This window comes from Azospirillum sp. TSH100 (assembly GCF_004923295.1).
Classification (GTDB): Bacteria; Pseudomonadota; Alphaproteobacteria; order Azospirillales; family Azospirillaceae; genus Azospirillum.
On sequence record NZ_CP039635.1, the window covers coordinates 426,563 to 449,585 of the forward strand.

At 65.9% G+C, this 23,023-nt stretch carries 18 protein-coding genes; 7 read left to right on the forward strand and 11 right to left on the reverse strand.

Features of this window, described 5'->3' with window-relative positions; translation table 11 throughout:
- Window positions 1-9 precede the first annotated feature (9 nt).
- The 11 genes from E6C72_RS14570 to E6C72_RS14620 form a co-directional block, all read right to left on the reverse strand.
- Window positions 10-798, reverse strand: a complete 789-nt coding sequence (locus E6C72_RS14570; protein ID WP_109443382.1) for a YkgJ family cysteine cluster protein — start codon at window positions 796-798, stop codon at window positions 10-12.
- A 16-nt stretch (window positions 799-814) separates the two neighbouring features.
- Window positions 815-1,288, reverse strand: coding sequence for a YchJ family protein (locus tag E6C72_RS14575; RefSeq protein ID WP_109443383.1), 474 nt, complete (start codon window positions 1,286-1,288; stop codon window positions 815-817).
- Window positions 1,289-1,400: 112 nt separating this feature from the next.
- Window positions 1,401-2,807 (reverse strand): flagellar hook-associated protein FlgK, encoded by a 1,407-nt coding sequence (flgK, locus tag E6C72_RS14580; RefSeq protein WP_109443384.1) that lies wholly within the window; start codon window positions 2,805-2,807, stop codon window positions 1,401-1,403.
- Window positions 2,808-2,865: 58 nt separating this feature from the next.
- A complete protein-coding gene (locus E6C72_RS14585) occupies window positions 2,866-5,280 on the reverse strand; it encodes a flagellar hook-basal body complex protein (RefSeq protein ID WP_136700767.1) in 2,415 nt (804 codons plus the stop codon).
- 25 nt (window positions 5,281-5,305) lie between these two features.
- On the reverse strand, window positions 5,306-7,165 hold the full coding sequence (locus E6C72_RS14590) for a flagellin (protein WP_136700768.1): 1,860 nt from the start codon (window positions 7,163-7,165) through the stop codon (window positions 5,306-5,308).
- A 502-nt stretch (window positions 7,166-7,667) separates the two neighbouring features.
- On the reverse strand, window positions 7,668-8,900 hold the full coding sequence (locus E6C72_RS14595) for a glycosyltransferase family 87 protein (protein ID WP_109083985.1): 1,233 nt from the start codon (window positions 8,898-8,900) through the stop codon (window positions 7,668-7,670).
- 47 nt (window positions 8,901-8,947) lie between these two features.
- Window positions 8,948-9,289 carry a multidrug efflux SMR transporter gene (locus tag E6C72_RS14600; RefSeq protein ID WP_109083984.1) on the reverse strand — a complete coding sequence of 114 codons (342 nt, stop codon included), beginning with the start codon at window positions 9,287-9,289 and terminating at the stop codon, window positions 8,948-8,950.
- A complete protein-coding gene (locus E6C72_RS14605) occupies window positions 9,286-10,455 on the reverse strand; it encodes an SDR family oxidoreductase (RefSeq protein WP_109083983.1) in 1,170 nt (389 codons plus the stop codon). Before E6C72_RS14605 ends, E6C72_RS14600 begins: the two co-directional genes overlap by 4 nt.
- A gap of 350 nt (window positions 10,456-10,805) precedes the next feature.
- Window positions 10,806-12,035 (reverse strand): porin, encoded by a 1,230-nt coding sequence (locus E6C72_RS14610; RefSeq protein WP_109083982.1) that lies wholly within the window; start codon window positions 12,033-12,035, stop codon window positions 10,806-10,808.
- A 338-nt stretch (window positions 12,036-12,373) separates the two neighbouring features.
- On the reverse strand, window positions 12,374-13,771 hold the full coding sequence (locus E6C72_RS14615; RefSeq protein ID WP_247882143.1) for an MFS transporter: 1,398 nt from the start codon (window positions 13,769-13,771) through the stop codon (window positions 12,374-12,376).
- Between the two features lie 175 nt (window positions 13,772-13,946).
- Window positions 13,947-14,879: a dihydrodipicolinate synthase family protein gene (locus E6C72_RS14620; protein WP_109083981.1), complete on the reverse strand. Its 933-nt coding sequence runs from the start codon at window positions 14,877-14,879 to the stop codon at window positions 13,947-13,949.
- 169 nt (window positions 14,880-15,048) lie between these two features.
- On the opposite strand from E6C72_RS14620, the gene E6C72_RS14625 reads away from it, so the two are divergent.
- The 7 genes from E6C72_RS14625 to E6C72_RS14655 all read left to right on the forward strand — a co-directional run bounded on the left by E6C72_RS14625 (window position 15,049) and on the right by E6C72_RS14655 (window position 23,017).
- Window positions 15,049-16,104 (forward strand): LacI family DNA-binding transcriptional regulator, encoded by a 1,056-nt coding sequence (locus E6C72_RS14625; protein WP_109083980.1) that lies wholly within the window; start codon window positions 15,049-15,051, stop codon window positions 16,102-16,104.
- A gap of 312 nt (window positions 16,105-16,416) precedes the next feature.
- The gene (locus E6C72_RS14630; protein ID WP_109083979.1) at window positions 16,417-18,564 is read left to right on the forward strand and encodes a hypothetical protein; all 2,148 of its coding nucleotides are present in this window, start codon (window positions 16,417-16,419) and stop codon (window positions 18,562-18,564) included.
- Between the two features lie 36 nt (window positions 18,565-18,600).
- Entirely contained in the window at window positions 18,601-19,899 is a 1,299-nt protein-coding gene (locus tag E6C72_RS14635; protein ID WP_158280100.1) for a glycosyltransferase family 1 protein, read from the forward strand.
- Window positions 19,899-20,672: a methyltransferase, TIGR04325 family gene (locus tag E6C72_RS14640; RefSeq protein ID WP_158280099.1), complete on the forward strand. Its 774-nt coding sequence runs from the start codon at window positions 19,899-19,901 to the stop codon at window positions 20,670-20,672. The genes E6C72_RS14635 and E6C72_RS14640 overlap by 1 nt, the downstream gene beginning before the upstream one ends.
- Window positions 20,669-21,100, forward strand: a complete 432-nt coding sequence (locus E6C72_RS14645; protein WP_109083976.1) for a hypothetical protein — start codon at window positions 20,669-20,671, stop codon at window positions 21,098-21,100. Before E6C72_RS14640 ends, E6C72_RS14645 begins: the two co-directional genes overlap by 4 nt.
- Window positions 21,101-21,134: 34 nt before the next feature.
- Window positions 21,135-22,238, forward strand: coding sequence for a DegT/DnrJ/EryC1/StrS aminotransferase family protein (locus E6C72_RS14650; RefSeq protein ID WP_109083975.1), 1,104 nt, complete (start codon window positions 21,135-21,137; stop codon window positions 22,236-22,238).
- Window positions 22,235-23,017, forward strand: coding sequence for a class I SAM-dependent methyltransferase (locus E6C72_RS14655; protein WP_109083974.1), 783 nt, complete (start codon window positions 22,235-22,237; stop codon window positions 23,015-23,017). The genes E6C72_RS14650 and E6C72_RS14655 overlap by 4 nt, the downstream gene beginning before the upstream one ends.
- Window positions 23,018-23,023 lie beyond the last annotated feature (6 nt).

Genomic DNA, 23,023 nt, shown 5'->3' on the forward strand with positions numbered 1-23,023 from the left:
CGACCGGGGTCAAGGTGACGGTGGGCTTGATTGCCGACTGTCACGCCGCGCGAGCCCTTCCATCTCCTTGGCCCATCCGCTGTAGTTGCGGTGGTACTCCCGCAATGCCGGGTCGTCCTTCGTCCGCTCGGCCATCACCCGGAACAGCGGCGCCTGGGCAGCAGCGATCTCCGCGGCGTCCGGCCGGCGGGTGGCGGTGAGGAAGGAGGAGAGGCTGGTTGCAAGATTGCCGCCGGTCGGCTTGGCGGCCAGCTTCGCCAACTCACCAGCGATCCATGGCATGTATTTCAGCATATACTCGGCATAGCGCTGGATCACCGGGGCCTGTTCGAGCAGGTCGGCGCGCTCGCGGTCGAAATCGGTGCGGTCGAGGATGGCGTGACCGCTGTAGACGACCGGTGCCGCCGAAGACGTATCGCACTGCCAGCCCTTGCGCGGCACCAGCAGGTCGGCCTGGTCCTTCTCCTCGCGATAGGGATAGAAGGGCATGGTCCGGCAGCGCGACGGCTTGTCCTCATGGATGCCGCACAGCCCATCATCGCGCAGTTCCGGACAGGGATGGGAGGTTGGCAGATAGGCGGTCGGCACGATCAGAACCGCGACCGTCTTGCGGTTCGGCAAGCGCACCGTCGCGCCCAGCCGGGTCGCCAGTTCATAGGACCGGGCGTTCGACCGCACCGGCGTCCACACCATCGCCAGCGGAAAACGGCCGGCATGGGTCACCGCGTCCTTCAGCGTCAGCGGCAGCCAGCCATGACAGCATTTGCCGCAGGCGGTGCAGGAGAAACGCGGTTCCATGACGGCCTTCCTTCGCTCACTTGCCGCAGCAGGCTTTGTATTTCCTGCCCGATCCGCAGGGGCAGGGCTCGTTTCGTCCGACCTTGACCACACGGCGCGGCTCCCCCTTCGGGTTCACCTCGCCGCTGACATAGAGCCACTGCCCGTCCTCCCGGCGGAATCTGGCGCGCTCGTGGTGGCGCATGTCGTTGCCGTCCCGGCGGAAATGGATCAGGAACTCGACCGTTCCGGCATCCCCCTCCTCGCTGGCACGCAGGATGTCCAGCCGCTGCCACTCCGACTCCTCCGCCACCCGCTCCGCCTCGCCGCGATTGAAGTCGTCCCGGATCTCCGGGGCATGCGAGCGCTCGACATGGTCGAGATCCTGCCGGACGAAGGCGGTGTAGCGCGACCGCATCATCGCTTCGGCGGTCGGTGCCGGTCCTCCGGCCAGGATGGGGCCACAGCACTCTTCAAAGGGGCGACCGGAGCCGCAGGGGCAAGACGACATGATTGGTCCTTCTGCACATCTCGAGAGCCTTATATTACAGATTGTCGTTTCATCACAGAGAGATGCTGGCGTACCCGGGGCTCGCCGGCCAGGGCGGCGGCGTTGGACAAGGTCATTTGATCAATGCTTCCAGCGCTTCATGCATCGATTTCACCACCTGCATGACGCGCGCCGAAGCGGCATAGGCGGTCTGGAGCCGTTGCAGATCGGCGATCTCCTCATCCAGGTTGACGCCGGTCTTCGCATGGTAACGCTCATCGACCAGTTGGCGGGCGGCCTTTTCCTGGCTGTGCTGGTCGTTGACGATCTTTGCCGCGCTCATCCACGTTCCGGTGATGGCGCTGGCCATCCCGCCATAGGAGGCGTCGGTCAGCGTCAGCCCGTCGGCGTCCAGCCGGCGGCCGACCGCGTTCAGCGCCCGCACCGTCGGGGCCAAGGCGGATTGCTTGATGGTTTCCTTATCCTCCAGCAGCCTTCGGTTGACCGACAGCGTGAAGCGGTCATTGCCCTCGAAGAAGCCGGACGATGTTTCCCCGACCTTCGCGGGCTTGGCGTTGTCGTAGGCGTCGCGGAAACTCGGCGGCTGCCCGGGCCTCGTTCCGCCGGTGAATTCCTTCGCCAGCGCATCGAGTTGGGATCGCAGCTTGCGGATGATTTCCGCCGTCGGTGCACCGTCTGCCGGGATCGGCGGCGTGGTTGCCGAACCATCCCGCAGCATCGACACCAGGGCGCCGATCCTGCCATCGAGCAGATGACCGTTGGCCGGGGTGGAATGTCCCGCACCGGCCAACGTCACGCCGTTGCCCTCCACCGACAGCGAGGCCGGCGTCGCGTCGAGCAGCGCCATGCCGGACTTGGTAAACAGGACGACGCGACCGTCGGCGCGGGCGAGACTCCGCACACCGATGTAGCCGTTCAGTTCCTTGATCAGTTGATCGCGGCGATCCGCAGCCGACAGGGCGGCCTCTCCCTGCTTCAGGGCGCCGACGGTGTCGTTGAGCGCACCGATCTCCTTCAGAAGCCCGTTGACCGTCGTGACGCTGCGCCGGAGGTCCGACTGCATGGAGCGGCCGAGCACCTCGACACCGTCCGACACCCGGCGGATCTCGCCGGCGAAGCGATCGGCGGACTGGACCAGCTGGAGCCGGGCGACCCGGCTTTCAGGCGACGTCTCCAGCGTCTTCCAGGCGGCCTGAAAGCTGCTGGCATACTCGTTCAACAGCGGTTTGCCGCCGGTGGTGCGCAGCAGGCTGCCCAAATCCCGCATATAGTCGGTCTGGACCGCGGTTCCCCCCTCGCGGGCGGTCAGCGTTTCAAGCTGGTCCCGCAGGGCATCGTCGATCTCTCGCCGATAGGTCGCCGTCGTTTGGCCGCTGCCGTCGATCTGCTGCTGGGCGGTGTGACGGGTCCGGGTCGGATCGTTCGCTTTGGCGATGTTGTTGGTGACGAGGTTCAGATTGGTCTGGACGGTGCGCAGACTCGCCGTTGCGCTGTTCAGAGCCGACAGGAGTGAGGACATGCTGCAAGACCTCTCGGCCGGGACGGTGGGGATAACCGACTGCGCGCGAACCGAAGCCTTAACGCTTGAGCCCAAGCACCTCCTGGAGCATCTCGTCCGACGCCGTCAGGACTTTGGCGTTGGCGGAGTAGCCGCGCTGGGTGACGATCATCTTGGTGAACTCGCTGGCGATATCGACGTTGGAGGCTTCCACGCTGCTCGCCACGATCGCCCCGGCGCCATTCGTCTCCGGATCGTTGACGTTCGGCTTGCCGGCCCCCTCGCCTTCCTGGAAGACGCCGCCGGTTTCACGATGCAGGGCATTGGGGTTGTTGAAGGTGATGATCGGAACCTTCGCGATCATCTTCGACCGGCCGTTGTCGTAGTTGACCATGACGGTGCCGTGGTCGCCGAACACCACATCCTTGAACTGTCCGCGCGGTGCCCCGTTCTGGACCAGCTGCGTGACGTTGATCTCCTTCCCGGCATACTGCGTCAGACCGCCCGGCTTCCGGTACCTGCCGAGATTCAGCGTGATCTGCTGCGGGCCGAAGCCATAGTCCACGGTGAAGCTGATGGCCGCCGGCGACCCTGCCGAGTGGGCGGCGGCGCTGACCGCAGTGCCGGTGCCCACCAGGGCTGTGGAGATGTCGGTCAGCGTGCCGATCGTCTCCGGGGTCTTGCCGAAGGTCAGGCCGATATGGGCCGGCGTCTGGCCGGCGACCGCACTCTGCACCAGAGTGAACTGGCCGACGGGAACGCCGGTGCCGGCCATCGCGCCGGTCGGGCTGGCAGCGGTCTTTGCGGTGACGGTGATGACGCCGCCCTGGGCGGTGGCGGTCACCGGCAGCGAAGTGTTGGAGTTGATCTTGTTGGCCAGCGCCGCGGTGATGTCCTCCATCGTCATCTCTTCGCCGGTGGTGCTGTAGGTCACCGCCGTGCCGTTGATGCTGAGGGTGTATTGCGTGCCGATGTCGCCCGGCGTGCCGGTCAATGTCACCGTACGGCTCTGGCGCACGCCGGCCACGCTCGACACCGACGGCAGCGAACTCATCGTATTCACGGAAGCGCTGGAATTGGTCACCGTCGCGCTGGAGGTGACGTTGGTGTTCACCGCGTTGGCCTGGATCGACAGGATGTTGCCTGCCGACGACGCGGTGACGGTCGTGCCAAGCGCCTGATTGATCTTGCCGGCCAGCTGCGAGACGACGTCGCTCACCGTCGAATAGCTCTGGTAGGTGGCGGCGGTCACCGTGTAGCTGATCGGCGTGCCGTTCACGTTGATGGTGAAGGAGTCACCGACTTCGACCTGGGTCTGCGGAAACTGGAACTTGTCGATCTCGCCGGCGCTCGCGGTCGCCGCCGTCGAGGTCTGGGTGACGATGGTGTTGGTGGTGTTGGTGCCGGACACCACGTCGGTGTTCAGCTTGAACGGCGTGCCGGGGTTGCGGGCGGTGACGCGGATGGTCTGGCCCGACGAGGTGGCGAGCACCGACGCCGCCGGCGAGGCGGAGTTGATCTGGTTGGCCAGCGCGCCGGCCAGGCCGGAATATGTGCGGATCGAGCCGATGTTGTCGGAGGTGACCTTCAGGCTGTAGGTGGTGCCGTCGACCTTCACCGAGTAAGTGTCGCCGATGCGCAGGTTGTCCTGGCCGTTGGTGTTGTTGCCGGCAATGGTGATGACGTTGACCTGTGCCACCGCCGTCTGGCCCGGAATGTTCTGGCCGAAGGTCACGGTGGCGGGATTGCCGGAGAAGGTGCCGTCAACCGGCTTTGTGTTCGATCCCGGCGCGTCCAGGACCATGCGCCAGCTGCTGTCCGCCTGCTGCCGCCACTTGAAATTGACGGTGCGCGGGTTGCCCTGGCTGTCGAAGATCTGGATGCTGCTGTCGGGGATCTTCTCACCCGCCTTCGGCGTCGCCGGCAGGTTGGCGGACAGGTCGATCGTGTTGGTCGCCACCGGCTTGTCGATCAGCGAGTTGACCTGGATCGGCGCGACCTGGTCCTTTTGCAGGACGCCGGTCACCGGATCAACCAGCCAGCCGTTCAGGGCATAGCCGGAGCTGTTGACCAGATGCCGGGTTCGGTTGAGCTGGAAGTCGCCGAGCCGGGTGTAGAGGGGGGCATTGTCGGTCGCGGCGCCCGACCGTGGAGCGCCGGTCCGTGAAGCGCCGGGCTGCGGGCCGCTTGACGATGGCGGTACGGCCAGCCTGGAAACGCTGAAGAAGCCCTGCCCCTGGATGGCGGCGCTGGTGTTGTTCGCCACCTGCGTCAGGTTGCCTTGCACGTCGTTCATGAAGGCGGGCTGGGCGACGACGCCGCCCGGTGCATGATGCCGTTGCCCCGATTGCAGCACCAGAGATCGGAACGTCGTGTCCACCCGCTTGTAACCGAGGGTCGAGGCGTTGGCGATGTTGTCCGAAATGTTGCCAAGTGCCTTCGACTGAGCGTTGAGTCCCAGGAGGGCGCTCGATCTCGCTCCGAAGATGCTCATGGTGCTGCCCTTTCATCGGATGGGATCAGAACAGGCGCAGGATCGATTGCTGCGACTGGTTGGCCAGCGAGAGGGCGATGGTGCCGAGCTGCTGGCGGGTCTGCAGCATCAGCAGGCTGGCGCCTTCCTCGTTTTGGTCGGCCAGCGTCAGCTTGCTGGCGCCTTCCGTCAGCACGTCGCTGAACTCCTTGGTGAAGCTTTCGCGGGTCGTGATGATGTTCAGGTTGGTCGACAGCTGCTGAGATGCGGAGCGGATCGTCGCCTTGGCGTTGTTGAGACCAGATACCGCCTTGTCGATGTCGGCGCGGTCCATCCAGTCGTTCTGGGCGGCGTCCAGCTTCAGGCCCTGGCCACCGGTGGTCAGGTTGACCGCGGTCACGGTGATCGAGTTGGTGTTGCGCTCGTTCAACTGAACGGTCAGGTCGTTCGCCGTGTTGGCGTCGGAGATCTGCTTGGTGACGATGTTGGCCGAGCAGTTGGCCGAGGCCGCCTGCTTGATGGTTTTCTCGTCGATGTTGAGACGCACCGTCCCGCTGTCGAAAGTGAAGGCCTGTTCGCCGCCGGCCAGCTTGCCGTCGCCGCGATCGGACATTGCGTTGCGGGTGACCTGGGCACCGTTGGAATTGCTGACCTGGACTTGCAGGTCGATCTTCTTCTGGATGACCGAGACACCGTTGCCCTGGTTGTTGGCCGCTTCCAGCAGCTTGCGGTCGACCGTGAAGGACACCACCGTGCCCGAGGCGAAGCTTTCCGAGATCCTCTTGGTCAGCGCATTGGTGGTGCCGGAGGTCAGCGTGAAGTCGCGCACCACGCCGGCAGTGGTGGCGCCGGTCAGAGTGATCGTACCGCTGGTGCCGACAGTTGCGCTCGCCACGTCCTTGCCCTGAAGGCGGCCGCCGGCGATGGCGGTGCTGATCGACGATTGCAGCTTGGTCGCAACGTTCTTCGCGGCGTTCTGCCCGACGGCGACGTCGGCGGCGCTCGCGGTGTAGTTGAAGGTCTGGCCTCCCACCGTGACGGTGAAGATGTCGCCCTCTTCGATCGTGCCGCCGACATTGATCGTCGAAACCTGGGCCTTGCCCGACGTGGCGGCGGACGACAGGTTCGACTTGATGGTCTGGGTGTTGTCGAAATAGGAGACGGTGCGGCTTTCCTTGCCGTCAGAGACGATGAAGTCGCGGCTGCGGCCATTGGCACCGCGCACCTCGATCTGAACGTCGGAGAAGTTGCCCAGCGAGGTCGACAGGGTGCCCGACAGCTTCAGGCCCGTGAAACCATGGCTGTTTTCCGCCTTCGAGATATCAGCAGTCTTGCCCTCGATCGAACCGTTGCCTTTGATGCGGATCGAGTAGGTGTCGGCGGAGATGACGTTGGTGACGCGAGCGTTGTCGATGCCGGCGATGGTGTTGACGGCGGCGCGGGACGCGCTGGTGCTGTCCATGCTCATGCCGTTGCCGGCGATCAGGTTCTTGCCGCCATAGCTGCTGTCGGCGGCCATCTTATCGATCTGGTCGCGCAGCGTGTTGAACTGGGCGGCCAGCGCCTTGCGGGTGGCGACCGATGCCGCATCGGTGCCGAGCGCGGCATAGGCGGCGGTGGCCAACCCCTTGGCCTGGTCGACATAGTCGGAGATCTTGGTCAGGCCCTTGTCGGCGCTCTTGATCGTGCTGATCGACTGTCCCATGGCGTCCTTCAGCGAGGAGAGGTCGCCGGCCCGTTGCGACAGGCCCTTGGCCGCGAAGAACTCCGTCGGTCCGTCGAGGGCGCTGTTGATCTTGTTGCCGGTCGCCAGGATGTTCTGCTTCTGGGCGATCGTCTTTTGAACGTTCTGCAGCTGAAGCAGATTTGTCCGCATGGACGCGCTGAGAGAGACTTCGTTTGACATGACTTCACCTCATTTAAGGCGCAGCAATTCAACAACGGCCACCCGTTGTCGGTGATGGCAAGTTTCATCGAAGATGATTCAGGAGTTGACCGCGTGGTATTTCTTGGAAATTTACTGAAAATTCCCAATTTTTCGCGCAAATAGTGCGGGATTCAACCTAGCGATATTTTTATCATTATCACTCATCTCAATTTTTTAAGAACACGACACCTCCTGCTGCGAAAGAGCCGTGCTCTTGTTCGATGCGATGCACCGTCAGAACTCACCCGCGATATAAATAAAATTTACGCTAAATACATTTTATATTTGTTGCGTCGGTGAAGTGGGCAGAGGAAATCCGGAATGGGCGAAGATGAAAAATCCGCAGCCCCTTGCCTGCCTTCCTAGTTATTCCAATATGTTTACAATATTTGTCGGATTTTTCCATAATATCCTGACAGCAACCTCCAGACACCTCCCGTTATCAATCAATTGCGATGAGGCATATAGTTCATCAACTCTGTCAATTTCCCATGGAGAGAGCATGGATGTTTTGTGGAGACCGGCGATAATTTTTTGAGGCGAGGATGTTCCACGCCAGCGTCGCCATATGGATGAGCGCCACCACCTGTTTGATCCACGCCGCGGTCGGCCGGTAAAGCCAGTCGCCATACATGTGCGTTCCCAACGCAAGGCACAGGCATATGGCAATCAGCGCCTGCCTTCCGTGGCCGGGGGTTCTGGCGGCGATGGCGGCCTGACCGCCGAGAAGCAGGGCGAGCATGACGTACGACCCCTCCTCGACGCGGGGGTTCCACAGCAGCAGGTAACAACAGCCGAGATGCAGACAGCAGACCGCGGCGATCCGGGTCGGGAATTTGCGCGCCGCCAGCAGCGCCAGGAACAGGGTGGACAGGGCGGCGGCAAGGCGCAGCCCGAAGAGAGACTCCGTCGGTTCGATCAGCCTCAACCGCTTGAGCAGCGCGCCGATGTCGAACCATGTGCCACTGTCCGGCGATGCGGCGACGCGCAGCTTGTCGATCATCGCCACCCATTGCGCCATCGCGTAATCGGGATGAGGATGGAGCATGCCAACCGTCACCCCGATCAGCAGACCGGCGGCAAAACTCAAGCCGGCTCCGGGAAGCGCCACGATGATCAGCACGGCCGGCACGAGTGCCAGGGGCTTCACGAAGACCGCCAAGGCCAGCCAGAAGCCGGCACGCCGATGGTGGCCGTCCGCCGCATCCGCAGCGGCAACCAACAGGATCGCGGCCATCAGCAAGGTCATCTGTCCGCGCAGCAGGTCGATCACCGCCGCCGGAACGGCGAGTGCCAGGACCATCCCGGCGGCTGCGACACCGGCCGCCGGAGCCAGCGTACGGGCGTAGCGCCGCACCGCGAGAACCAGTGCGGCCGAGAGGAAGAGGCGCCATGCATGGCTGTCAAACGGTTGGGGAAGCAGGGCGAAAGGCCCATACACCAGGGTGCCGGTCGGGAAATACAGGAACCCGTGCAGTCCGGGCGCGTAGAGCGGGGAGGCGGTCGCCCAGGCTTCGGCCGCCTGCCGGTAGATCCAGGAAATGCAGCGGTGCGGCTGGATCACGGCGATGATCGAGATCACCGCGGTCATCATCGCCCAAAGCCAGAGCCCGGGGTGAGGCGTGGTGCGACCGGCCGTGACGGGCTGGCTCAGGGTATCGGGCAAGCACAAGGGCAGCCGGAGAGGCTGGGGCGCGGCAAACAGTTTCAGCATGATGGCCGATCGGTGAAGCGTGGTCTTGAGCGGTCACGCCGCGGGCCTCAGGCCGCGGACGGTCCCATGGCGCCCGCCAGGATGAAGACACCCAGGGCGATGACAGCGATGCCGATCAGCGCCGATGGCGCCAGGGCTTCGCCGAACAGCCACCAGCCGCCGATGGCGGCGCCGGCCATGCCGAACCCGGCCCAGACCGAATAGACGAGCGAGATGGGAAAGCGTTGGAGAGACACCGACAGCAGCCAGAAGGACAGAGCGTAACCGATGGCGACGACCATCATCGGGCCGATCCGGGTCATGCCGTCCGCCGCCTTCAGCGCGATCGTGGCGGCGATCTCCGCCAGGATCGCGATGGCGAGAAGCCCATAGGCGCCGGCCGCGGTCATGCCGCCACCGGCTTCGCCTGAACCAAATTCTCCTGTACCATGGGGGCTCCGTCGAACATGCCGAGATCGTCGGCGAACTGGTCGAGGATGGAGAGGTTGGCGGGGGCCGACAGGCAGACGGGCAGATAGTCCGACAGCGTCGGCGGCAGGGCGAAGCCCTCGTCGGTCAGCCGCCGGTTGTCGAAGGCGACGCCGAGCGTGCTGAACTGGTAATAGGCGCGCATCGCCCGCAGCATGGCGACCTTGATCGGCTGGTCGAGACCGAAGACAGCCTGGAACCGTGACCGCAGCGTCTTCCAGTCGCCATCGTCGAACCGGCCGTAGCGGCGGGGGCTACCCTGCGGGTCGCAGCGCTCGAACGCGGCGGCCAGACTGTCCCAGGTCGTGCGCTTCGCCTCGCCGGCCGAGAGATGATAGACGTCATAGGCCAGCGCCGGCTTGGTCAGCAGCCCGACGAGAACCTCGGCGGTCCAGTCGACCGGCACGACATCGATGCCCCCCGCCAGTTCGCCCGCCACCAGACGCAGCCGGTCGCCGGCACGGAACATCCAGAAGATGCTGCTGCTGGGGATGCAGCCGAGCGTCCGGTGCCCGGTGACGATCGACGGCCGTACCATGACGACGGGCAGGTCGGCGAACTCGTGCCGGAGCATCGTCTCGGCGGCGACCTTGGTGCGGGTATACGGAACGAGATGCTGCGCCGCTTCGGCCGGTGCGTCGGATTCCCTGACCAGGGGCGGAGGGTTGCCGCCGCAGATCATCGCGGTTCCACCATAGAGGAAGCGCTGCAGGTGCGGCATGCGCCCCGCCCTTGCGGCCAGCGCCCTGGTGCCCTCGACATTGACGAGATGGCAATGCTCCTGCGCGCGGAAGGAGGTGTCGGCGGCGAGGTGCAGGATGTGGGTCACGGCGTCCAGGCGCCGGTCCTCCAGGCTCGCCGGAACGGTGATGTCGCCGACGACGATCTCGACCCGCAGAATGGCCTCGCGGGCGGCTTCGGCACCCAGGAACCGGACCAGATTTTCCAGCAGCCGGGTGCGGGCCTGCGCCATCCCGTTGCCACGGACAAGGCAGATCCAGCGGATGTCCGGGTCACGGGACAGGCCGTAGGCCAAAGCGGCGCCACCGATGAAGCCGGTCGCGCCGGTCAGAAGAACGGTTGTCATTTTCAATGGGTCCTTGGGGGATTGCCTGTGGGATAGGAGCTGCGTCGCGCAGTGGCGACCTCTGCTGGCCATGAAGCTTCCATCCCTGTGTGCAGATTTCGTGGAGCTTCCATTGAGGCCGGGTCGGTCCGCGAATTTCGCCCCGGCCTTCCCTCGTCTCTGCACGATCCCGACAAACGATGGACCATCCCTCCACCGCAAGGTACCAGCGTGTCCTGCGCGGCTCGCGTGCTCCAAAATCGCGCCGAAAAGCAAAAGGCCGGAGTCCATCAGGATGCTTCAGGATGCATCCGATGGACTCCGGCCAGCAATGCGGCCACGATGGGGACAGACCGGGCCCTGCGACGATGTCAGAAGGCCAGAAGTGTCCTGGCCAGCACCACATGCGTCCGATCGTCGGGAGACCCCGATGCGACCGTCACGGCCTTGTCGCTCCTGGTGTCGAACCGATCGTATTGGAGTTGGAGCCTCAGGCCCGGTGCCACGGTGTAGCCGGCACCCACCTCGTAGATGTTGGCGGTCCGCTTGCCGGGCCGGTTCACTTGCCCGGGGTCTTCGGTTCGGATATAGGCGGCGCCAAGCACATAGGGTCCGCTGACATACTGCGCGCCGATCTGCCAGGTCCAGGTGTCGTCTGTGTAGGCATAGCGCGCATTCTGCCCGCTCTTGCCATAATTCAGATAGTCGCCGCCAAGTGAAAAACCCTCATACTCTACGCGGAAGCCGCCGATATAGCCCCGGAGGTCCCTGAAGGAATCCGCGGCGGCACCGCTGCCGGTCGCCTTGCCCCCCATGTAGGCCGCCGACAGCGTTGCCTTGATCGGACCGAGTGTCGTCTTGTAGTTGGCACCGACCTCGACGATGTCCTGGAAGTTCCCGGTGAATTGCGCCGCCGGGACCGATCCGGTCTTGCTGCGGTTGATATCGGTGTTCGAGCTGTCGTTGCGCGGCGTGTAGCTGCCGCCGACTTGCAGCCCGGCGAACCGTGGCGAGGCGTAGAGGATTTTCGTGGCGCCGGCATCCGCATTGAGCCACGGCCACATCAGGGTGGCGGGGGGCTGGAGCGCATCGCCGACACCGCCGCGGAAATCGCCACCGGTGTAGCGCCCGGTCGCCGGGTCCGTTCCCTGGGCGCCGCCGGCCGGTCCGACCCAGGCCGCCGCATGATCGTACAGACCGAAGGGAAGATAGGCGATGGGCCGGCCGGTGCCGTTGGTCAGATGGGAAATCTCGCCGTCGAAGCCCGGCGTGACGCCCAGCCGAACCGTGCCGAAGGACCCTGACGAGAACAGGTAGCCGCGATCGATGTCGACCGCCCGGCTGCCGAGCGCGCTGCGCAGGCGCAGGTTCGCGCCGTACTCCAGGCCGTTGTCGGCCTTTGCCAGCGGAACGACGGTCAGGCGGAAGCGGTTGCGGGCTTCGGTGGATCGCAGGTTGCGGTCGTTGGTCTGCGAAACGAGGCCAATTTCAAAATAGGCGTCACCGCTCAGCTGGATGTCGAACCGGCTTTGCGCATCGGCCGGTCCGGCGATGCACGCAGCCAGGAGTCCGCACAGAGCAATCGTCTGCGTCTGATTCATGGAAGTATTCCGCCGATGAGAAAGAGGTGGAGGGAAATCCCACGGCGCGCCGACGGAAGAACCGCTGCGGCGATCCTGCCTTGCGAGCGCAAGTCTCCGTTCCGGAAGGTCGTGCATCCGGTTTGAACCGCGCAAAGCCCTGGTCTTCAAATCCGGCAATCGGAGTCGGGATTCAAATCGGATCGGAGAACTGCGCCGACGACCGTGACGGATTTCCGGATGTGATCGATGGCGAGGCCTGGGGCCCATCGGTGGCAACCGGAACCCGTCCGATGCCTGATCCGCATCGGCGTGCATCCGCTTGCCACCCCGTGACTTGCCAGTTCAGCGGGCTCCGTTCAGGGAGACAGTTCTTCCAGAACCCGGCCCTTGGTCTCGATCGCGAAAAGAGCGGTGACGATGGCGCCGACCAGCGACACGGCGGCGAAGGTCGCGAAGACATATTGAACGCCGGCCGACCCCATCAGCACACCGACCAGAATGGGGCCCGTGGAGGAGCCGAGCCGCAGCCATGCGCTTCCCAGCCCGGTACCGAGCGCCCTCATGCGGGTGGGATAAAGCTCCGCAGAGTAAAGGTAGAGCGAGAAGGTGATGGTTTGCAGAATCGCGTAGGCCAGTCCCGCGAGGATCAGCACTTCGAGCGGCGACGTTGCACCGAGGAAGGCGAGCGCCAGAAGCGGCAGCGGGGCGGCAAAGAAGGCGATCATGTACCAGCGCTTGCGCCCGACCCTGTCGATCAGCAGGGCGCAGGCGACCGATGCGACGACGCCGGCGATCGACGTCAGCAGCCCGTACAGCAGGCTGGTTTCGAGCGGCAGGTTGAAGGTCTGGCGATACAGCGTCGGCAGCCAGGTGATCATGCCGTTGGCGACGAGATAGGAACAGAACCACATCGCCCAGATGGTGAAGGTGCGGCGCCGGTAGAAGCTGGAGAACAGCTCGCGCCAGTTGGAGCCGGCCTTCGCACGGGTGGCGACGGGCTTCGGCGGCTCCAGGCTGTGGCCCGAGGCGACGGCGCTCGCTTCCAGCTGGCCGACGATCCGGTCGGCCTCCTCGTAACGGCCCTTGGAGGCAAGCCAGCGCGGCGACTCCCTCATGAAGAAGCGGAAGGGGATCAGGATGATGCCGGGAATGATCCCGACGAGGAACATCGCCTGCCAGCCATAGACCGGAACCAGCGCCCGCGCGATGAGGCCCGCGCCGACGAGGCCAAGCAGGAACATCACCTCGTAGAGCAGAAAGAAGCGGCCGCGCCCCTTCGATCCGATATATTCGTTGATGTAGGCGCTGGCGACCGGCACCTCGCCGCCCGTTCCGATGCCCTGGATGAAACGGAACGCCATCATCGATGCCGCGCCCCAGGCGAACAGACAGGCGACATCCATGCTGACAAACAGCAGGATGGTGAAGAGGAGGACGCTCAGCCGGCCGATCCGCTCGGCGAGCCAGCCGAAGAAGACCGCGCCGATGAGCTGGCCCAGATAGCCCATCGACAGGATCAGGCCGGTCTGTTCGGGCCCCAGGCCCCATTCGCGAACCAGCACCGGCATGGCATAGGCAATGGCGATGACGGTGTAGCCGTCGAAGAAGGTGGCGGCGCCGATGATGTTGCGGGTCCAGAACACCCGCCGGGTGATCGGAAGCCGTTCAAGCCGGGCACTGATGTCGGCCTGTCCATCGAACGTGCCGGGCGCGCTGTCGCGGGGATGGGTGGCGACATCCTCGGATGTCTGCATGAGCATGGCGTTTCCTCTCAAGCCTGGTTTTTCTATTTTTTTTTAATTGCCGGAAGCCCTTGGCTGCCGGAGGCCCCCCGAAGTTGGGTCCGCGGCGGCGATCCCGACGATCCCGGATCGCCGCCCATGGCGGAACAGGACGAAGAAGAGGCCACCGTCATGGTGGCCCCGGCCTTCAAGCGGCGAGAGCGTTCTGGATCACGGTCAGGCCCGACGCCTTCACCGCGGCGCGGATTTCCTCATCGGCGCCATCCCCCAGCGGCTTCAGCGGCTCGCGGACATTGACGTTGTCGATGAGGCCGCGGGCACGCAGGGCATGCTTCAGCGCGACCGACCCTTCCATGTGCGAACCGCGATGATAGACCGCCCGGGTGATCGGCAGCAGCTGCTCGTGATACTTGCGGGCGAGCGGATAGTCCTGCGCCTTGCCGGCGGCGAGATACTCGATCAGCAGTTCCGGCGCCATGTTGCCGTAGCCAACCAGCAGGCCGTCGACGTCGAACATCGTCGGCAGCAGCCATTCGTCATGGCACGACATAATGGCGAGATCCGGGAAGGCGTTCTTCAGCGCCGGGATTTCGTTGTACCAGCGCTTCATGTCGCGGACGCCGTTCTTGGTGGCGGTGACGCCCGGCACGGCGGCGATCTGCAGCTGGGTATCCAGATCATAGTTGGCCTTGGTCACGGCCGGATACTGGAACAGGATGCACTCCAGGCCGGACTGGGCGACCGCCTTGTAACGGTCCACCGGGGCGCCCTTCTGATAGCCGAAGCGCAACCAGCCGTGGTTCGGGTAGACCAGGGCGCCGGTGGCGCCGGCCTCGAACTTCTCCTTGGCCTCCAGTTCGGCGACCTTGGTGCCCTCGCCGGTGATGCCGGCGACGACCGGCAGCGGGGTCGCATCCTTGTAAACGCGGATAAGCTCCAACTGCTCGTCGTGGGTGAGGAAGGTGCCTTCACCGGCATGGCCAAGAATGACCAGGCTCTTCACGCCGGGAATCGAGGCCAGCCACTTGGCCAAACGTGCGTTTCCATCGAAGTCGACGTCGCCGTTGTCCTTGAACAGCGTGACGGGCGCGGGGTTCAGCCCCTTCCAATCAATAGCCATGATTGCAATGCTTTCCCTAGAGGATCGTTGTCTGTGTGGGGACTCCCGGTAACGACGCCGGTTTGAAGGCTCTTGGATCGTTACCGGGAACGTTCCCACGGTATGGCTTGAACAATTAGGGAGTCAAGCGTTATCTTGTTTATCCAGGACGATTCATGAAGGACACGCTGTGTTCACCCGCGATGAGCCACAAGAGAAGCAGAGCCGTGTGACGCTGCATGACGTCGCCGCCGCGTCGGGCGTGTCGAAGTCGACGGTGTCGCGGATCCTCGACGAACGTCTGCCTCGATCCGACAACGAAACGGCCCGCCGTGTCCGGCAGGTCGCGGCGGAGCTCGGCTATGTCCGCGATGTTTCGGCGGCCAGCCTGCGCCGGGGGAACACCGACACGATCGGCGTCATCGTGCCGAGGCTGACGGATACGGTGATGGCGATGCTCTATGAGGCATTGGCGCACGCCTGCGCGCGCACCGGACGCTTTGCGATCGTGGCGACGACCGATGACGAACCGCAGGCGGACCGCGCGGCGGCCAAGAGCCTCCTCCAGCGCGGCGTGGACGGGTTGGTGCTGTCGACGGCGCGCGAGGACGACGACTTTCCCGTCCAGCTGGAAACCCGCGGCGTTCCTTATGTTCTGGCTTTGCGGAGTGACGGCCGCAGCATGTCGTCGGTGGGGGATGACAAGCTTGGCGGTTATCTGGCCACTCGGCATCTTCTGGATCTCGGGCATCGCCGCATCGGCATCATCGCCGGTCCGAACTACGCTTCCAGCAGCCGGGGCCGGCTCGCCGGCTACCGCTGGGCGATGACGGAGGCCGGCGCGGCGATCGAGCCGGACTGGATCGTCGAGTCGACCTTCGGGATCGACTCCGGCGCCGAGGCCGCCGAACGGCTGATGAACTGCGCTGCGCGGCCGACCGCCATTTTCGCCATGAACGACAACACGGCGATCGGCGCATTGTCGGCGCTGGTCAAGCTTGGCCTGTCGGTGCCGGATGACGTTTCCCTGGTCGGCTACAACGACATTCCCATCGTCAGCCGGCTATCGGTACCGCTGACGTCCGTTCGCGTTCCCTTCGACAGGATTGCGGCGGAGGCCCTGGATCTGCTGTCCCGAGGCGCGAAATCGGACAATGACCGTATGCGGGTGTCTCCTCCCACCTTGATTCCCCGCGCTTCGACGGCGCCTTACCGGTCCGTCGCCCGGAAGGCTCGGTCTCAGTAGGCCGTCTTCGGCTTCCATGGTCTGGAATTGCCACGCCGTGGCCGCGGCAGGCGGCCCCTCTGGACGGCCCCTGCGACCGCCTTGTCACCGGCGCCCGTTGTCGGAGGATAAGCCCAGGCCGAATAGCCCGGCATTCAGTTTTTGTTAACACCCCGTGCCGAGCATGTTCGTACGCCCACGGTTGCCCCCACCGCCGATCGGGCTCAACAGGTGAGAGCCCGCCCGGTTCATGCAATCGATCCATCCAGCGACGAGTCCGGCCACGGACAGCGCAAGGCGCGCGCGGTGACCGGCGGGCGCCCCAGGGGCGGAATGCGCGTTGCGCTGTTGGAACCTTTCGCCATTGACGCCGAGTGGGCCGAACGCGAACTGTCCTTGCGCATGCTGTCCGCCCTGCGCGCCAAGGGATGGGAAGCCGCCATCGTCCGCCGGGCGGCCGAGATCGAGACCTTCGACCCCGATCTGGTCGTGTCGCTGCATCCCCAGGTGACGCCGAAGCTGACCGGGCACCTGACCATGGCCTGCGACTGGAATCCGCCGCAGCTTCATGCCTCGCACCGCTTCTTCGCCCGGAACGAACGGTCCTACGACGGTTGGCTCACCGCCAACGAGGGGATGCGGCGACGGATGGCCGACCTGTTCTGGCCGACGGCGCGCCCGCTGGTGACCGCCCCGATGTATCCCAGCTCTCCCGCACTGGCGCTGGAGCCAAGGCTGGCTCCGGACAGCCGTCTGTTCTACATCGGCTCCAACTGGGACGGCCGGCGTTTCCCGCTGATGCTGAGTCTGCTGGCGCAGGAGGGCGTGCTGGCGCTGCATGGCCGCCGCGACCGGTGGGAGCATCTGGCCGATGCCTTCACCGGCGAATTGCCGTTCGACGGGCATTCGGTGATCGAGCGTGCCAATGCCTGCGGGATGGGGCTGTGCCTGCATCTCCAGCCGCATGTCGAAACCGGCATCCCGAACATGCGCATCTTCGAACTGTCGGCGGCCGGAGCGCTGACCATCGCCGGCCATCATCCCTTCATCCTGGAGGCGTTCGGCGACAGCGTCCTTTATGTCGACACCGCCGCCGGCGAGTTGGAAACCGCCGAGCAGATCCTCGCCCATGTCGCCTGGGCGCGGGCCAACCCGGCGCGTGGCCGGGCGATGGCGCGCGCCGCACAGGCGATCTTCCTGGAGAAATTCAGCCTCGAGGTGCTGTTCGATCCCCTCCCCGACCTCATCGCGGAAGCACGGCCCAGGCTTGGCCTGACGCCCGCCGGCAATGGCACGCCGCCAGTTCCCGTCGATCTGGTGCTGCCGGTGGATGAGGGCGGGTGGGACGACGCCGTGCAGCGACTGGAGGCGGTGGCTGGACAGACAGCCGGGCGCGTCGGCGTGGTGCTCGTCCTGCCGGACGGCATGCGGGAGAGCGTGCCGGACGGGCTGGCCCGCCGGCTTGCCTCGCTGCGAATCCTGACGACGGCGGCCGAACAGCCGTCGGGGTCCCGGCTGTGGAGCGGACTGCGGGCGGCGGATGCCGAGTGGGTCGGCATTCTGCCGCCAGGGGCGCGGCCCTTCCCCAACCACGTCGCGACGTTGCTGGCCGCAGCGCGGGACCTCGGCGTCGACGGCGTCCATGGCGGCGCGTTGCAGCCGATGCTGCCGGAAGAGATGGTCGAGCTGTACCAGGCGGAGCTGCGGCCGACCGCCATCGGCTTCGACGCCGTCGACGCCGCCAGCCCCGCCTCCACCGCGGCCACCCTGCATCCGGCGAGCCTGCTGGTGCGGCGGGCGCGTCTGACCCCCCTCCTGCGCCGTGATCCGGAGCTTGGCGACGCTGCCGCCGCTTTCCTGGCAAATCGGATCGCCGCCCAAGCGCCCCTGGGGTGCAGCGGTCTGCTGACCATGCGGGTCGCCGACCGCGCTGAGTCGGGGCTGGCCGCCGAGCAGGAGCGGCTTTCCCGCCTGACCACCCTCACACCCGTGCCCTACGCCGCGATGACCGCACCATCGCCACCGCCGCCGCCGGAGCAGGTGACCTGCTATTTCGACTTCGATCCGAAATTCGCCGCACGCCTTCCGCGCCTGAGCCGGGAGTCGGACTTCGCGGCTCTTCCCGACGACCGGCCCATTTATCTCTACGGCGCGTCGCGCGGCGGGCGCATCCTGCAGATGGCGCTCGGCAAATGGGAAAACCTGACGCTGGCCGGTTTTCTGGACGGGGTGCGCAAGGGCAAGGCCTGGGACCTGAGCGTGACGACACCGGAGGCCGTGGCCGACGCGCTGCGCAATGCGACGGTCATCATCTCCAGCCAATATGTCTCCGAGATCGCCAAGCGCCTGCTGCGGGTCGGCATCGCCGATCCCTACAACGCCTACCCGTTCATCGTGCAGCACATCTGGTCGGAGGCCCAGTCGAAGGCCCGGCGGGAGGAGGCGCGGAGACCGCGGGACACATGCATGCATCCGGTCTGAAGAGCGATGCCGCCGGGGCCGAAGAGGAGTGCGCACATGCGCGTCGGTGTCTACAGAGGGTTTCCCGCATCGGCGGGGGGTGGCTTCCAGTACGAGGCATCCCTGCTGGACGCCCTGTCGGACCTGACCCGGCATGTCCCCTATGATCTGGTTTGCGTCAATCCCGCGGGCGAAAGCCTGCGCGGGATCCTGCAGTCCCGCCATCTCCAGTACGGCCGGCTGCCGATCCTGCCGCTGGGCGACCTGGACATCCATCAGGGGCCGCCCGAATCCTACCTGTCCACAGATGGCGAGGGCGGGCGCCCGCCACCCCCGACGGATGAGATCGTGCTGAATACCGCCATGGGATGGGCCCTGCGCGAGGAAGACGTCGACCTTCTGCTCACCCTTCACCCCTCGCTGATCGGGCCGGAGGCGCTGCTTCCCTTCATCGTGCCGATCCACGACCTGCAACACCGTCTCCAACCGGAATTCCCCGAGGTCAGCGCCGACGGGATCGCCGCCCTGCGGGAGCAGGTCTACCGGACGATCTGCCGCTACGCGACCCTGGTCCTGGTCGATTCCGAGGCGGGGCGGCAGGATGTGCTTCGCTTCTACGGCGACCTGATCGACGGCGACCGCATCCGGGTGCTGCCCTTCTTCCCGCCGGTCCGCCGCTCCCGCCCGCCGACTGAGAGGGACTTCGCCAGGGTCCGGACGCGGTACGGTTTGCCGGAGCGCTATTATTTCTATCCGGCGCAGTTCTGGATGCACAAGAACCACCGCCTGATCGTCGAGGCGCTCGCCCAGCTCGCCGATGGCGGGGACGAAGCCGTCAGGGTGGTGTTCGCCGGAAGCTACACGGAGAAATGGCGGGCGCGGAATTTCATCGATGTGATGGCCCTGGCCGACAGGCTGGGGGTGCGCGACCGCATCCACTATCTGGGATTCGTGCCCGACCGCGACATGCCGGCGCTCTACAGCCTGTCGGCCGGACTGGTCATGCCGACCTTCTTCGGTCCCACCAACATGCCGCCGCTGGAAGCATGGAGCGTCGGCCGGCCGGTCATCGTCAGCGATCTGCCCAGCATCCGCGACCAGCTCGGCGACGGCGCCCTCTACATCGATCCGCGCGACGCGGCCTCGCTGGCCGGCGCCATGCGCGGGCTGTGGCATGACGACGCCCTGGCCGCCACCCTGGCTGCCAACGGCGCCTGCCGCCTTGCCGGCTACCGGCATGAGGATTTCCTGTCGCGCCTGCGGAGCATCCTGGACGAGGCGGTGGACCGTGTCCGCACCCGCCGCACCCCCGCCTATCCGATCGCATGGCCGCAAGAGGCTGGAGGAGTGGGCTGATGGGGTTGTTCAGCGGCCTCTACGGCGACCATGCCGCCGCCCAGTCGGGGACCCGGACCTACGACGACCCGCAGGTGGTGACGAGGCTGGTGGAGGCGCGGTCGGCCTTCCGCTGGGACGGGGTCCTAATGCCCCTGTACCAGCAGCTTGCCGCCGCGCTTCTGGCCGCAGCGATGCGCGGGGGAGGCTTCGACGGCCGGCTGAGCGTCTGCGACTTCGGCGGCGGGCTGGGAAACGGGCATGCCGTGCTGTCCGCCATCCTGGGGGAGGCCGTCCGGCTGGAGTGGGACGTGGTGGAAACCCCGGCCCTGGCCCAGGCCGGCAATGACCGTTTCGCCGGCGGCGGCCTGCGCTTCCATGACGAGCTCGACGCGCTGGAGGGCCGGGAGCACGACCTGATCCTGGTTTCGGGCGTGCTGCAATATCTGCCCGATCCGCAAGCGGTCTTCGCCCGGTTGGCGAGCCGGCCGCACCGCCACATGATGATGAACCGCTTTCCCGTCCGGCAGGGGGCGGAGCCGGCGACGACCGACCTTTGCACGGTGCAGGATCTGGCGCTTCTCCAACCCGGTGTGTCGGTGCCGCACTGGTGCTTCTCAGAGGAGCGTTGGCGTCGCATCATCGGCGCCACGCATGGCACCGTCATGAGCTGGAGCGACGATTTCGACGGGCGGCACCGGCTGGACGACGGCAGCGAGCTGTCGTTCATCGGCATGCTGCTGTCCCGCCATCCCGCCCCGGGGCCCACCCCCGCCCGGATGCCGCAGCCATGATCGAGACCATCGTCCATGACGACCGCACCCTGGCGATCATCGTCCGCGCCGAATTCCGCGAGCCGGGCATCACCTTCTTCACGCCCTCCAGCTTCTCACAGCAGCTTGCCTTCATGCACCATCCCGCGGGAAAGACCATCACGCCCCACCTGCACAATCCGGTGCACAGGGAGGTTGATTACACCCAGGAGGTCCTGCTGATCCGGCGCGGGCTTCTGCGGGTCGACTTCTACGACGGCGGACGGACCTATCTGCACAGCCGGCTTCTGCGGGCGGGCGACGTCATCCTTCTCGCGGCGGGCGGACACGGTTTCCAGGTGATCGAGGAGGTCGAGATGGTCGAGGTCAAGCAGGGTCCATTCGCCGGCGGCGCCGACAAGAGCTGCTTCGAGGGAGCCGGCCCCGAGCGGATCGTGATGGAACAGTGAACGCCGCCGGCCGGCAGGAAAAGGACAAGTCTCCGTGATCGTCGTGAGCGAGCCGTTGCTGAACGGCAGGGAACTGGATTACGTCCGCGAAGCCGTCGAGACCGGCTGGATCTCCTCGGAAGGCCGGTTCATCGCGGAGTTCGAGCGTCGCTGGGCCGAGTATTGCGGCGCGGCACATGGCGTGGCTGTGTCCAGCGGCACCGCCGCCCTTCAGCTCGCCATCCGCGCGCTCGATCTGGAGCCCGGGTCGGAGGTCATTCTGCCGAGCTGCACGATCATCTCCTGCGCGGTGGCGATCATCGAGGCCGGCTGTGTGCCCGTCCTGGTCGACAGCGACCCGGAGACCTGGTGCCTCGATCCCGATCAGGTCGCGGCGAAGATCACGCCACGCACCCGCGCCATCATGCCGGTCCATCTCTTCGGCCATCCCTGCGACATGCCCCCACTGTGGGATTTGGCGGAGCGGCACGGGCTGCATATCGTCGAGGACGCCGCCGAAGCACATGGCGCGGAATACCGCGGACGCCGCTGCGGCGGGTTGGGGACGCTCGGCTGCTTCAGCTTCTACGCCAACAAGATCGTCACCACCGGGGAAGGCGGCATGGTCACCACCAACGATCCCGCCCTCGCCGACCGGCTGCGCTCGCTGCGGAACCTGTGTTTCCGCCGGGACCGGCGCTTTCTGCACAGCGAACTGGGCGTCAATGCCCGGCTGACCAATCTCCAGGCCGCCATCGGTCTGGCCCAGGTCGAGCGCATCGGCGACCATATCGCTCGCAAACGCCACATCGCCGCGCAGTATGGCGCGCGGCTGGCGGGACTGCCGCTCGCCTTGCCGGTCGAGCGCCCCTGGGCACGCAGCGTGTACTGGATGTACGGGATCGTGCTGGACGACGAGGTGCCGTTCGATGCGGCCGAATGCGCGCTCCGCCTGCGCGCGCTCGGGGTGGACAGCCGCCCCTTCTTCCTCGGCATGCATGAACAGCCGGCCCTGCTGGAGCGCGGCCTGTTCCGGGGGGAGCGCTATCCGGTGGCGGAACGGCTGGCACGGCGGGCGCTCTATCTGCCATCCGGCCTTGCCCTGTCCGACACCGATCTGGAACTGGCCGCCGACGCGGTGCGGAGGGTGCTGGCATGAGCGGCATATTCGGACCCGCCTACGCGGCGGTCTATGACGCGCTGTATGGCGAGAAGGATTACAGCGGCGAAAGTGACCTGATCGCGCGCCTGTTCGACCTGCATGCGGACGGCCCCGTCGCAAGCGTCCTGGACCTCGGCTGCGGCACCGGCGGGCATGCCCTGCCACTGGCGGCGCGTGGGCTGCGTGTGACGGGGGTGGACCGTTCCCCGGCCATGCTCACCCACGCCCGCGCGAAGGCGGCGGAGATCACCTCAGCGGCCGTCGCCCCTCCCGAATTCATCGAGGCCGATGTCCGTACGCTTCGCCTCGGCCGGGTCTTCGACGCCGCGATCATGATGTTCGCCGTGCTCGGCTATCAGCAGGACGACGAGGCGCTACTGGCCACCCTGGCCTCGGTCCGGCGCCATCTGCCGCCGTCCGGTCTTTTCCTCTTCGACATCTGGTACGGCCCCGCCGTCCTCGCCCAGCGGCCGGGAGATCGGGTGAGGATGATTTCCCGGACGGACGAGCGGATTCTCAGGACCACGCGGTCGGACCTCGACATACGGGCCCAGACTTGCCGGGTCGATTTCCATGTGCTCAGGCTTGCCGGGGACCGGATCGTCGGCGAGGACCGGGAGACGCATGCCATGCGCTTCTTCTTCGACCGGGAGCTCGGTCTGGCGCTTGCCGCCGGCGGTTTCCGGCTGGAAACGCTCCGCGCCTTCCCGGACATCGGCCGCGAGCCGGACGAGACGGCATGGACCGTGATCGGTGTCGCGCGCGCGCTGCCGTGACGCCGG